Source organism: Actibacterium sp. (assembly GCF_055134745.1).
The window spans coordinates 75,860-88,232 of sequence record NZ_JBSRVX010000010.1 but is presented as its reverse complement, the minus strand read 5'-3'; the positions used below and the strand labels follow the sequence as shown (position 1 = coordinate 88,232).

Here is a 12,373-nt window from a genome sequence, read left to right as displayed (position 1 = left end):
CCTAGCGCGGTGCGCCGTTGCGGGCAAGGGGGAGGGGCTATTCGATGACTTCATCGGGGATGACGCCCCAGATTTCGGTTTTGGGCACCCAACCGGTCTGACGAGAGGCGGTAATACGGCACCAGTCCGGCGTGCAGGACAGAAGTTTCGCCACGACGCCCAGTTCCGCGCGCGCGTTGATCTGGGCGCTGGCATCTGGCAAGCGCCGCAACGGCAGAAGATCGGTTTGCACGATTACGGTTCTTGATCCCGACAGCAGCGAATAATGCATCCAGCCGCCCGCGCCGTCCTGATCGCGCACCCGGCGCCAGTGGCCGTATTCGCCGATGATTTCCAGCGGCTGGTCGGAGTGTTTGTAGACCCAGTCGATCTTGTGGGTTTGTCCGGGGCCGTGGCGGGCAAAGCCTTCGCTGGCCTTCATCGACACGAAACGCGGCAGGGGCAACCCGGTTTCGGGGCCACGTTCCTGTGCCGCCAGACCACAGGCTGCAAACATGGCAGCCGCCAGAACCGTCAGAAACGCCCGCATCTTTGATCTACCTGCCTGTGTAATAACGCTGCTGTCGTTTTGTCGCGGGGTCTTGTGCCTGACCCCATTCTCGGACAGTTTGCCAGTTAGGACGTCAATTGGAAAGAACAGGGAGGCGCGGATGCCCGCTCAACACCTGAGTGTTGTCGTGACGCGACGGTTGCCCGAGGTCGTAGAGGCCCGGATGAAAGAGTTATTCGATGTCGAACTGTCGGTCGCCGATGAAAAGCTGTCGCGCGACGCATTGATCGCGGCCATGCAGCGGGCGGATGTTCTGGTTCCCACCGTGACGGATGTGATTGATCAGGGAATGCTCAGCGCGGCGGGCGACCGGCTGAAACTGATCGCCAATTACGGTGCGGGGGTCGATCATATCGACGTTCAGACGGCGCGCCAGCGGGGGATTCTGGTGTCAAACACGCCGGGTGTGGTGACCGAAGATACCGCCGATATGACCATGGCGCTGTTGCTGGCCGTGACGCGGCGCATTCCCGAAGGTCTGGCCCTGATGCAGTCGGGCCAGTGGAAGGGCTGGTCGCCCACCGCGCTTTTGGGCGGGCGCGTCGGTGGCCGGCGGCTGGGTATACTGGGGATGGGGCGCATCGGTCAGGCCGTGGCGCGACGGGCGCAGGCCTTTGGCATGCAGATCCACTATCACAACCGTCGCCGTCTTCATGCCGATATCGAAAAAGGTCTGAACGCCACCTGGTGGGAAAGCCTGGACCAGATGGTCAGCCGCATGGATGTCATTTCGATCAACTGTCCGCATACGCCATCGACCTTTCACCTGATGAATGCACGGCGTCTGAAGCTGATGAAGCCGACAGCCGTTATCGTGAACACCTCGCGTGGCGAGGTGATCGACGAGAACGCGCTTACCCGGATGCTGCGGGCGGGTGAGATTGCAGGGGCCGGGCTTGATGTGTTCGAGCGTGGGCATGAGATAAACCCGCGCCTGCACGAATTGCCAAATGTCGTGTTGCTGCCACATATGGGCTCTGCCACTGTCGAGGGGCGGGCAGAAATGGGCGAAAAGGTCATCATCAATATCAAGACCTTTGCCGATGGGCATCGGCCGCCTGATCTGGTCGTGCCTGCGATGCTGTAAATCGCATCCGGCGCGATACAAAAGGCCGCCCAGTGGGCGGCCTTTTGCGATCTTGCTGTGGCGGGTCAGGCGCGCGCGTAGCCTTGCAATTCCTCGTCGGCGACATCGGGCAGGTTGACCACGATATTGTCCGGGGTTCGGCAGGTCAGCCAAACCAGATCTTCGGTGGTGGACATGTTGACCTCGACATGCGGCATGAAGGGGGGCACGAACACGAAATCGCCCTCGGTCATGTCGACGAATTCCCTGTAGCCTTCGCCATAATAGATCCGGCCATGGCCCTTGAGCACATAGCCGCCGGTCTCGGCCTCGCCATGATGATGCGGCACCGACCGAAAACCCGGTTCATTGCTGACGCGCCCGAACCAGATTTTCGTGGCGGGGGTGTGTTGGGGGCCAACCCCCGATACACGATGCGCGCCGCCTGACTGGCCGGTCGTTGCGTCTTCATGGCCCTTGCGGGTGACGACGGGGATTGGTTGGGTCATTTCTGGTCCTTTCGTCTTGGGCGCTTACTGCCAGACGGGATAGTCCACATAGCCTTCGGCGCCAGGTGTGTAATGGGTGTCACGGTTGCTTTCCGCGATCGGGTGGCGGTGGTGCAGGCGGCTGACCAGATCGGGGTTCGATATGAAGGGGCGCCCGAACGCGATCAGATCGGCCTTGCCGGCATCCAGCGTCGCCTGTGCGCGGTCGCGGTCATAGCCGCCCGCCACGATCAATATGCCACCATATATGCCGCGGGCGATGGTCGCCACATCGGCCGGCGGGGGGGTATCGCTTGCGTCGCCCGAGCCGGAAACGACAGGCTCGATCACGTGAATAAAGCCGACATGCCGTTCTTCAAGCCCCTGGATCTGGGCGCGAAAGACGGCTTCGGGGTCGGATTGGGCGATATCGTTCCAGGTGCCGAAGGGCGACAGGCGCACCCCGATTTTCGACAGGGGAATGCCGCGCGCCATGATCGCATCCAGAATGTCCCACAGGAACGTCAGCCGCTTTTCCAGCGACCCGCCATAGCGATCATCGCGCCGGTTGGTCTGGTCGCAGGCGAATTGCTCGATCAGATAGCCATTGGCCCCGTGCAATTCGACCGCATCAAACCCTGCTTTCAGTGCCATTTCGGCGGTATGGGCGAAGGCCTCGACCGCCTGGGCCACGTCTTGGGTGGTCATTTCTTGCGGAACGGGGGGGGGCTTGAGGCCGGTAGGTGTGAAGATGCGGGTTTTGGCGGGGATGGCCGAGGGGGCAACGCCATTGACAAAATCGGGGTTGTTTTCAGGATGAAACACCCGCCCGACATGCCACAGCTGGGCGGCGATGCGCCCGCCCTTTGCATGCACGGCATCGGTCACGTGCTTCCAGCCTTCCACCTGAGCATCGGAAAACAGCCCCGGCGTGCGCAGATAGCCCAACGAGCGATCGCAAACGCCGATTGCCTCGGTGATGATCAGCCCGGCCCCGGCGCGCTGAGAATAATATTCGACGGCAAAAGCGCTGGGCAAGGCGCCCGGCTCGGCCCGGCTGCGTGTCATCGGGGCCATTACGATGCGATTGGCCAGCGTCGTTCCGTTCAGGTCGAAGGGTTCAAAAAGTGTATCCGTGGACATGCAAAGCCTTTCAGGTATTCAACACCGGTATCTCGGACCCGATCCAGGGGCTGGAACGGGCAACATCTGCGAAACGCTTTTCATCCTGCAATAATGTTGTCCAGACCGCACGCGCATTTTTATCACTAAATGAGAAATCCAGATCTTCCTGATTTTCCCAGAAAAGTTCGGCCATGCCGTCAGGGTGGTTCGGCGTCAGCCCACGCGATGCCGCCATGATCTGTTCCAGCGGATGCGGGGTATGCAACGTTTGCAAATATCTAACGATACGCAGATCGCGGGCGTGTCTTAGAACCAGGTCGCCATGTTCGTGCATCCAGCGCGTCCTGAAATCTTCGATGCTGATATCGGGTCTGCGAAAAATCGCGTAAACGATCTTGATCATGGGGCCTCCGCCGATATACAAACAAACGTATGTTATTATGTCAAGGTCGACCGGATGCGTTCTGACCTGAAACAGGGGAAAATGATGCTGCCACAGATTGCCCGGCTTTCCGAGGAACAGGAAATGTTCCGTGACGCTCTTGAGGGAACGATTGATCGCGTGTCGCCGGTTGCCAGGGTCCAGAAGCTGGACAATGAAAAGCTGTTCGATGCCGATCTGCACGCCGCCCTTTCCGATCTTGGGGTCATGGGGCTGGGGGTCGATGAATCGATTGGCGGCTCTGGCGGCGGGCCGGTCGATCAGTTGGTCGTGCTGGAGGTTCTGGGCCGCAAGGCAACCTCTATGGCCGTGTTCATGGTGGTTCACTATATGGTCACGCGGATGCTGAACGAAAATGGCAGCGCGGCGCAGAAGGCAAAATACCTGACCCCGCTGGCGCAAGGAAAGATCAAATCCTCTTTCTGCCTGACCGAGGCGGGCGGTGGCACCGATATTCTGTCGGCGATGCGCACAAAGGCGGTCGAGGATGAACAGGGATGGGTCATCAATGGCAACAAGATGTGGATCAGCGGTGCCTCGACCAGCGACATCATGGTGGTGCTGGCCCGTACGGCGCCGCATCACAGCCGGGGCGTGACGATGTTTCTGGTGCCCACTCGGGCCAAGGGCGTGACCGCCACCGAGGTGCGCACCATGGCGATCAACGGCTATGACACCAATGCGCAGTCTTTCGACAATGTGCGTGCCGCGCCCGAAGACGTGCTGGGAAAGGTGAATAACGGCTTTCCACAGGTGATCGCGACCCTGAACGGCGAACGCATGAACGCGGCCGCGGTTGCCGTCGGTATTGGCCGCGGTGCAATCGAGGTGACGGCAGATTATGCGCGCGAGCGTATGGCGTTCGGCAAGCCGATCGGTCAGTTCCAGTCGGTGCAGCACCAACTGTCGATTGCAGGCGTGGGCATCGAATCTGCCTGGCTGCTGACACTGGAGGCCGCAAGGAAAGATGCGGCGGGCGAGGCCACCGACGTGGCCAGCAGCATGGCCAAATGGGCCTCGGCCAAGGCAGCGGTTCAGGCGACGGATGTGGGCATGGATATTTTCGCCGGGGCCGGGCTGGACATGGATCTTCCGATCCAGCGCTATTACCGCGATGCGCGGCTTTATTCCTTTGCGCCGCTGAACAACAATATGACCCTGAACCTGATCGGTGAACGCTGGCTGAACCTGCCGCGGTCGTTTTAAGGGGGCGCATCATGACGAAGATTCTGATCGCCAATCGCGGCGAGATTGCCTGCCGGATCATCAGCTCTGTGCAACAGCTGGGGATGACAGCGGTGGCGGTATATTCCGACGCGGATGCGCAGGCGCGGCATGTCCGGCTGGCGGATGAGGCGGTGCATCTTGGCGGACCGCGTGCAGCAGAGTCCTATCTGGATGTCAGCAAGGTTCTGCAGGCCGCCGGTTCGGTCGGTGCGGATGCGGTGCATCCGGGTTACGGATTTCTGGCCGAAAGTGCCGGTTTTGCCGAAGCCTGTCGCGACGCGGGGCTGGTGTTTGTCGGGCCCGATCCCGATACGATTCGCCTGATGGGCGACAAGGGCCGCGCGCGCGATGCTGCGGTGGCCGCGGGTGTGCCGATCCTGCCGGGCACCGACAAGCTGGACCCATCGGATGAGGCCCGTCTGATGGCAGAGGGCGAAAGGCTGGGCTTTCCGCTGCTGGTCAAGGCGGCGGGAGGGGGCGGCGGAATCGGGCTGCGCCCGGTCCTGGACCCGGCCAAGCTGGTCAAATCGGTGCAAAGCACGTCTGCACAGGCGGGGCGCGCCTTTTCCGACCCGTCCGTATATCTGGAACGTCTGGTGCGGCGCGCCCGCCATATCGAGGTTCAGATTTTCGGGCTGGGCGCCGCGGGGGCGGTGCACCTGTATCTGCGGGAATGTTCCTTGCAGCGACGTTATCAGAAAATCGTCGAGGAAGCCCGGCCGGGTGCCCTTGATCCCGCTGCGGCGCAGGGCATGATCGACACAGCGCTGGCGCTGGCGCGTGCCTGTGAATATCGCGGCGCGGGCACGGTTGAATTTCTGTATGATGATGAAACCGCCGGGTTTTATTTCATGGAAATGAACACCCGGCTTCAGGTGGAACATCCGGTAACCGAAATGATAACCGGCCGGGATCTTGTCGCTATGCAGGTGCAATTCGCCCTGGGTCCGGATATGTCGGATGCACTGCGCCAGGATGACATTTCGGCCACAGGCCATGCCGTCGAACTGCGGATCTGTGCCGAAGACCCCGCGCGCCAGTTCATGCCGGCCCCCGGCCCAATCAGCGCACTGGTCTTGCCGGTTGGCGATGGTATCCGCGTCGATACCGGGTTCGAGGCGGGCGATACGGTCACGCCCTTTTATGACAGCCTGCTGATGAAGATCATCGCGCATGGTGAAAATCGGTCTGATGCCATTGCGCGCCTGCGTGCCGCGCTGAGCCAAACCCGGATCGAGGGGTTGGCGACCAATCTTGGGTTCCTGAAAACCTTGATTGAACATCCCGACTATTTGGCGGATCGTGTCCACACAAAGTTTGTGGAAGAAAATATTTCCACCCTGATCTGAAGAAGGTTCCGCCTGTCATGACCCAATTCCTGTTTCCGCCCTTGCCCCATGAAACAATCGCGGTTGCCGGTCATGCCGAACGGCTGGCTCCGAACCGGATCATCTGTGCCGGACGCAACTATGAAGACCACGCCAAGGAAATGGGGGCCACGGTCGACCGCGAGGCGCCCTTTTTTTTCCTTAAAGGCGCCTATGGCGTGGTCCAGAGCGGGGCGACTATTCCCTATGCGGCGGGCACGCAGAACTTTCATTATGAAATGGAACTGGCGGTTATTATCGGGGCTGACGCATTTCGTATTTCGCCACAGGATGCGCTGTCGGCGGTGTTCGGCTATGCCTGTGCGCTGGACATGACCCGCCGCGATCTGCAACTTGTCGCGCGCGACAAGGGGCGCCCGTGGGATTTCGGAAAGAATTTCGAATACAGCACCGTCATCAGCGAAGTCATTCCCGCCAGCCAGATCGGGCATCCGTCAAGCGGCGCCATAGAGTTGCGCCAGAATGGCGAGCTGCGCCAGGCGTCTGATCTATCGCTGATGGTCTGGAACGTCGCCGAACTGATCGCGGATCTGTCGAAATATTACCATTTGCGGCCGGGTGATGTCGTGCTGACCGGCACGCCGGCGGGTGTCGGGCCGGTTCAGCCCGGCGATCTTCTGACGGGCAGTATTGCCGGCGTGGGCGAAATCACGGTCAGGATCGGCGCGCCAGACTGACCGACGCGGTCAGGTGTCTTTGGTTCCAGGGCCGTTGTAGAACTGGGGAAACAGCCGTTCCACAACCGGACTGTCCAGTGCCCAGGAATGGCAAGCATTCAGAAAGAACGGCATTTGTGCATTGCCCGGGTCGGCGAGGGCGGTTTCTTCGGCTTTTTTCATTTGCCTGCGCGACACGGTTTGAAAGGCGACAGTGCCCACGCCGAACAATAATTCGCGCAGATGGGTGCAGCCCTGCGTGCCGCCCATTGCCTCGTTCAGGGCCTTGCGCCATCCGCCCTTGATCGAGGCGCCGACCAGACGCTGGGCGTTCATCCCGCCGCCATCGCAAAAGGAAAATGGCGCGGTCTGCATGTCCACCTCGATGGCATGGATGATGGTGTCTTCGTCGATGGTCACCCGCGCAAACATGTCGTGTATGGGTTGTCCGATTTCCAGAAATCCACGGTCCAGTTCTTCATAGACAAAGCCTTTTTCGTCGCGAATGCGTGCCTCGATATCAATTAGCCCGTCTTCGCGGTCATAGCTTTCATAGGTCACCCTGCGGATGTGGTGCGGCTTGCGGGGGGGCGGAGGGGATAAGGGCATCAATCTCTTCTTGTTGTCGGGTGTGTGTTGCGGTGTCATCGGCCGGTGAAAGCCGGAGGCGTGGTTCTTCCAAAGCTGGCCACCCCTATCGAAAAATCATCCGACGCGATCGTGGTGTGAAAGCCTGCGCGTTCTGTGGCCAAAGCGTCGCGCAGGGGGATGCCAGCGATTTTCTGAAGGATGTCGCGGCAAACCGAAACGGCAAGCGGGCCATTGGTCAGGATGCGCTTCGCAATGTTATGCGCGCGCTGCAACAGTTCGGCGGGCGCAAGAATTTCACTGACAAGTCCCAGCTGAAATGCGCGCTGCGCCGAAATTACCTCGCCGGTCAGAATCATGTGATTGGCCACGGCCTGTGGAATCGCCCGCGACAGGCGCGTGATGCCGCCCGCCCCGGCGATTGCGCCCAGGCCCACCTCGGGCAGGCCAAAGCTGGCGGTATCGGCTGCAATGCGAATATCGGCGGCCAGCGCAAGCTCCAGGCCGCCGCCGATGGCCGCACCGTTCACGGCGGCGATCAGCGGCTTGGACAGGGGCTGGTCCGTCAGGCCACAGAAATGGCCCGGATCCTGCCCGCGCATGATCAGGTCGGCCAGATAGGGAAGAAAGCTGTGCACATCGGCGCCGGCGCAAAATGTCCTGTCGCCGTGCCCTGTCAGGATGATGGCGCCCACCCCCGGATCCTGTTCCAGCGCAGGCCACAGTTCAGCCAGTTCACAATGCGTTTCCGGATCAATCGAATTTCCACGTGCCGGCCGTTCGATTGTGACCAGCGCGATCCGTTCCGAGATCCCGGTGGAAATAGCCATGTGCGTTCTCCTTCGCCGCGCACTCTTTACCAATATTAATGACATGTCTATATTATGCTATACCAACAAACGTTCGTAATTAAAGTGCCAGATTGACTCGATTGGGGTTCCCATGTCCGACCTGCCGAAATTCGTTCACATTCATGAGGAAGGCCCGCGCGAAGGGATTCAGATCGAACCGCGGAATCTGCCTGTTTCTGACAAGGTGCGACTGATCGAGGCCGTGGCCGAAACGGGCGTGAAACAGATTGATTGCGTTTCATTCGTCAATCCAAAACGTGTGCCGAACATGGCGGATGCCGATGCGGTCGCCCGTGCGATCAACAGGAAACCGGGGGTGCGCTATACCGGGCTGTGGCTGAACACCCAGGGGTTGGAGCGCGCGCTGCAATTGCCGCTGGATGTCGTTGGGTCGATCCGCGTGACGGCCTCGGAGACGTTTTCGATCAAGAATACCAGCCGGAACATCGAGGAAACCTTTGCCGAGCAGCGCAAGTGGATGGACATCTATCGCGCAAATCGCATCGCGGTCGAATGGGGGTATGTGATGACCGCCTTCGGCTGCAATTATGAAGGTGACATGCCCGTTTCGCGGGTTCTGGACATGGTTCAGCGGGTTCTGGATCTGGCCGCCGAATATGATCAGCCGCTTAAGGGCATCTATCTGGCCGATACCGTGGGATATGCGAATCCACTGGATATGGAACGGCGTCTGGGCGCCTTGCGGTCACGCTGGCCTGACATGAAGATCGGGCTTCATCTGCATGACACGCGCGGCACCGGTATGGCCAATGTCTATGCCGCGTTGCGGATGGGCGTTGATCAGTTCGACAGTTCTGTTGCCGGTCTTGGCGGGTGTCCGTTTGCCGAACACAAGGGGGCGGCAGGCAATGTTTGCACGGAAGACCTGGTGTTCATGTGTCACGAAATGGGGATCGAGACCGATGTCGACCTTGAAAAAATGATCGCCTGTGCAAGGCTGGCCGAAGATCTGTTCGGGCATCGGATGCCCGGAAAGGTTATGCATGCGGGCAGCCTGAAGAACATGCGGCGCGCAACGTGACGGCACCTGTGCAACAGCAGCACGGGCGCGAAGCTGAGAATGGGCCGGGGGAAGAGGCGGATTTCATAATTGTCGGCGCCGGTGCGGCCGGATGCGTTCTGGCAAACCGGCTGACGGCGGATGGGCGCTTCAATGTATTGCTGGTCGAGGCCGGAGGATCGGAGCGGCATCCGCTTGTCGCAGTGCCCGCAGGGTTTTTTCATCTGTTGAACCATCCCGGATTTGGCTGGGGTTATAAGACCGCGCCCGAGGATACGCTGGGTGGGCGGCAGGTCGCTTTCCCGCGTGGCAGGGTTCTGGGCGGCAGCGGGTCGATCAACGGCATGTGGCATTCCTGGGGGTTGCCCTGTGATTATGACGGCTGGGCTGCTTCGGGGGCCGCTGGTTGGGGGTTTGCCGATATCCGCCGGTATCTGGAAATGTCTGAAACCTATCTTGACGGGGCGCAGCCGGGCCGGGGGCGCAATGGCCCCATTCATGTGTCGCAATTTGCGGATCATCAGCCACTGACACGGGAATTCGCGCAGGCGGCCCAAGCCATGCAATTGCCGTTCATCGAGGATTACAATGCGAATCCCGGCGAGGGGGTGGCGTTCGTTCAGCAAAACCGCCGTGGCCGTTTCCGGGTCTCGTCAGCCAGCGCCTATTTGCGGCCCGCTATGCGTCGGCCCAATCTGCGGGTTCTTACCGGGGTGCAGGTGCTGGGGGTCGAGCTGTCACAAGGCCGGGCCACGGGCATCCGGATGCGCCATTCTGGCCAGATCGTTGTGGCAAGAGCCCGCCAAGAGGTGATCCTGGCGGCGGGCGCAATAAATTCGCCGCATCTGCTGCAGGTCTCTGGTATCGGCGATGGCGCGATGCTGCAAAGGGCCGGAATCGAAGTTAAGCACGATCTGCCCGGTGTTGGACAAAATCTGCATGATCATTTCGTTGCGCGTGTGGTGCGCGATGTGCCGGGGCAACTTACCCTGAACCAAGTCAGCCGTGGCTGGCGGCTGATGCGTGAAATGCTGCGCTATGGCGTGCAGGCAAAGGGTATTCTGACCTATTCGGCGGGCAATGCCACCGCGTTCGTGCGCAGCAATCCGGCCTGTGCTCAGCCCGATCTGCAACTTGTCTTTACCCCTGCCAGCTATTCCCAAAAGGTGGCGGGGCAGTTGGATACGCGGCCTGCGATAAGTTGTGGCGCCTGGCAGATGCGCCCGGCAAGCCGTGGCACGTTGCGCGTGGTTTCGCCAGACCCGCTGCAGGCGCCGCAGTTCAACTTTGAATATCTGAAAGAGCCTGCCGATCAGCAGGCGGTCGTGGCAGGGCTGCAATGGTGCCGACGGATATTGCAGGGCATGGGGGGCGCCGGATCCGAGACTTCGCCGGGCAGGGCGATTGCCGACGAAGCGGCCTTGCTTGAATATGCGCGCAGCACAGGATCGACGGTCTTTCATCCGGTTGGTTCCTGCAGGATGGGGCAGGATGATATGGCGGTGGTCGGGGCCGATCTGAAGGTGCACCGGCTGGCGCGGCTTCGGGTGGTGGATGCCTCGGTCATGCCGCAGGTTACGTCGTCCAACACCCATGCGCCAACGGTGATGATCGCGGAAAAGGCAGCCGACATGATCCTGCATTCGGCGATTAAAGGCTGACAATGTTGAATATGCGGATAATGATAAGAACAGGGTTGGTCGCAGACGGCCAAGGGGAGGAATAATGTCAGACAAGTCAGAAGGCCGGGCATTGTCCGGTATAAGAGTGCTGGATTTCACCCAGTTCGAAGCCGGCACCGTGGTGACGCAGGCGATGGGGTGGATGGGTGCCGAGATCATTAAGATCGAGAACCCCAAAGGCGGCGAGATGGGTCGCTATGCCTCGACCGAGGTGAAGGGCAAAGACTCTTTCTATTTCATGTTTCTTAACGCCAACAAGAAAAGCGTGACGCTGAACCTGAAATCGGACAAGGGCAGGGAACTGCTGCATGATCTGATCCGTATCAGTGATGTTCTGGTCGAGAATTTCACGCCGGGCATGATGGAAAAGCTGGGCCTGGGCTGGGAGGATGTTCACAAGATCAACCCGCGTCTGATCTATGCACAGGTCAAGGGTTATGGCGAGGGCAGCCCCTATGAAAGTTTCAAGAGCTTTGACATGATCGCGCAGGCCACCGGCGGCGTGATGAGTATTACCGGCGATCCTGACGGGCGCCCGATCAAGCCGGGCGTAACGCTGGGCGATACCGGCGCGGGCCTGCATTCGATTATCGGCATTCTGGGGGCGCTGATCCAGCGCCAGACTTCGGGCAGGGGTCAGAAGGTGACTGTCGCGATGCAGGATGCGATGGTTAATTTTTGCCGCGTGGCTTACGTCGCGCAGGCCCGCAGCGGCGAGGCCTGCCCAAGGATGGGCAATCAGCTGGTGCTTGGCACCACGGCCCCCAGCGAGGCCTATCGCTGCAAGGGCGGCGGGCTGAATGACTATTGCTATGTCTACAGCAGTCGCGCGAACAATGTTCAATGGGAGGCCTTGCTGCGGGTGATCGGTCGCGAAGATCTTATGGATGATCCGCGTTTTGCGTCATCCGAAACCAGGGCACAGCATATCGACGCCGTGAACGCGCTTATCGCGCCTTGGGTCGAACAGTATGACAAGCATGAAGCGATGCGCATCCTTGGCAAGGCGGGCGTACCCGCCGGTGCGGTTCTGGATACCCTGGAACTGTCGCAGGATCAAAGCATGCATGATCGTGGGGTCTTCGTAACCATAGACCACCCCGAGCGTGGAAGCTTTCTGATGCCCGGCTGGCCGGTTCAGATGTCGGATTCGCCGAATATCACGACGCCGGCGCCGCTGTTGGGGTCAAGCAATTCCGATATTTATGGCCAGCTTCTGGGGCTGGATGAAGATGAAATCACCGAACTGAAAAATGCGGGCGCGATCTGACTGCGCACGAAGGGAGAGA

At 60.2% G+C, this 12,373-nt stretch carries 13 protein-coding genes; 7 read left to right on the top strand and 6 right to left on the bottom strand.

Going from position 1 to position 12,373, the window contains the following annotated elements; genetic code table 11:
• Positions 1-37 precede the first annotated feature (37 nt).
• The gene (locus tag ACTCHC_RS02080) at positions 38-529 is read right to left on the bottom strand and encodes an SH3 domain-containing protein (RefSeq protein ID WP_463020789.1); all 492 of its coding nucleotides are present in this window, start codon (positions 527-529) and stop codon (positions 38-40) included.
• A 121-nt stretch (positions 530-650) separates the two neighbouring features.
• Here ACTCHC_RS02080 and ACTCHC_RS02075 point away from each other — a divergent pair, with 121 nt between their 5' ends.
• Positions 651-1,637 (top strand): 2-hydroxyacid dehydrogenase, encoded by a 987-nt coding sequence (locus ACTCHC_RS02075; protein WP_463020788.1) that lies wholly within the window; start codon positions 651-653, stop codon positions 1,635-1,637.
• 65 nt (positions 1,638-1,702) lie between these two features.
• Here the strand turns inward: ACTCHC_RS02075 and ACTCHC_RS02070 are convergent, their stop codons facing one another.
• Genes ACTCHC_RS02070 through ACTCHC_RS02060 form a run of 3 tightly spaced genes read right to left on the bottom strand, consistent with a single transcriptional unit; the run spans position 1,703 to position 3,632 of the window.
• Complete coding sequence (locus ACTCHC_RS02070; RefSeq protein WP_463020787.1) at positions 1,703-2,125, bottom strand: cupin domain-containing protein; 423 nt, start codon at positions 2,123-2,125, stop codon at positions 1,703-1,705.
• 24 nt (positions 2,126-2,149) lie between these two features.
• Positions 2,150-3,247 (bottom strand): alkene reductase, encoded by a 1,098-nt coding sequence (locus ACTCHC_RS02065; RefSeq protein ID WP_463020786.1) that lies wholly within the window; start codon positions 3,245-3,247, stop codon positions 2,150-2,152.
• A 10-nt stretch (positions 3,248-3,257) separates the two neighbouring features.
• Positions 3,258-3,632 (bottom strand): EthD domain-containing protein, encoded by a 375-nt coding sequence (locus tag ACTCHC_RS02060; protein WP_463020785.1) that lies wholly within the window; start codon positions 3,630-3,632, stop codon positions 3,258-3,260.
• 84 nt (positions 3,633-3,716) lie between these two features.
• Between ACTCHC_RS02060 and ACTCHC_RS02055 the strand changes: the two genes are divergently transcribed.
• From ACTCHC_RS02055 to ACTCHC_RS02045, 3 genes are read left to right on the top strand one after another with little or no spacing between them, the layout of a single operon-like run.
• Positions 3,717-4,877: an acyl-CoA dehydrogenase family protein gene (locus tag ACTCHC_RS02055; RefSeq protein ID WP_463020784.1), complete on the top strand. Its 1,161-nt coding sequence runs from the start codon at positions 3,717-3,719 to the stop codon at positions 4,875-4,877.
• 11 nt (positions 4,878-4,888) lie between these two features.
• Positions 4,889-6,247 (top strand): acetyl-CoA carboxylase biotin carboxylase subunit, encoded by a 1,359-nt coding sequence (locus ACTCHC_RS02050; protein ID WP_463020783.1) that lies wholly within the window; start codon positions 4,889-4,891, stop codon positions 6,245-6,247.
• Between the two features lie 17 nt (positions 6,248-6,264).
• A complete protein-coding gene (locus ACTCHC_RS02045; protein ID WP_463020782.1) occupies positions 6,265-6,963 on the top strand; it encodes a fumarylacetoacetate hydrolase family protein in 699 nt (232 codons plus the stop codon).
• Between the two features lie 9 nt (positions 6,964-6,972).
• Here ACTCHC_RS02045 and ACTCHC_RS02040 read toward each other — a convergent pair whose 3' ends face one another.
• Both ACTCHC_RS02040 and ACTCHC_RS02035 read right to left on the bottom strand, forming a co-directional pair.
• The gene (locus tag ACTCHC_RS02040) at positions 6,973-7,551 is read right to left on the bottom strand and encodes a DUF2889 domain-containing protein (protein WP_463020781.1); all 579 of its coding nucleotides are present in this window, start codon (positions 7,549-7,551) and stop codon (positions 6,973-6,975) included.
• A gap of 35 nt (positions 7,552-7,586) precedes the next feature.
• Positions 7,587-8,360 carry an enoyl-CoA hydratase/isomerase family protein gene (locus tag ACTCHC_RS02035; protein WP_463020780.1) on the bottom strand — a complete coding sequence of 258 codons (774 nt, stop codon included), beginning with the start codon at positions 8,358-8,360 and terminating at the stop codon, positions 7,587-7,589.
• Positions 8,361-8,472: 112 nt separating this feature from the next.
• Here ACTCHC_RS02035 and ACTCHC_RS02030 point away from each other — a divergent pair, with 112 nt between their 5' ends.
• The 3 genes from ACTCHC_RS02030 (at position 8,473) to ACTCHC_RS02020 (ending at position 12,354) form a co-directional block, all read left to right on the top strand.
• Positions 8,473-9,423, top strand: a complete 951-nt coding sequence (locus tag ACTCHC_RS02030) for a hydroxymethylglutaryl-CoA lyase (RefSeq protein ID WP_463020779.1) — start codon at positions 8,473-8,475, stop codon at positions 9,421-9,423.
• Positions 9,420-11,063, top strand: a complete 1,644-nt coding sequence (locus tag ACTCHC_RS02025) for a GMC family oxidoreductase (RefSeq protein WP_463020778.1) — start codon at positions 9,420-9,422, stop codon at positions 11,061-11,063. Before ACTCHC_RS02030 ends, ACTCHC_RS02025 begins: the two co-directional genes overlap by 4 nt.
• A 64-nt stretch (positions 11,064-11,127) precedes the next feature.
• On the top strand, positions 11,128-12,354 hold the full coding sequence (locus tag ACTCHC_RS02020; RefSeq protein ID WP_463020777.1) for a CoA transferase: 1,227 nt from the start codon (positions 11,128-11,130) through the stop codon (positions 12,352-12,354).
• Positions 12,355-12,373: the final 19 nt, after the last annotated feature.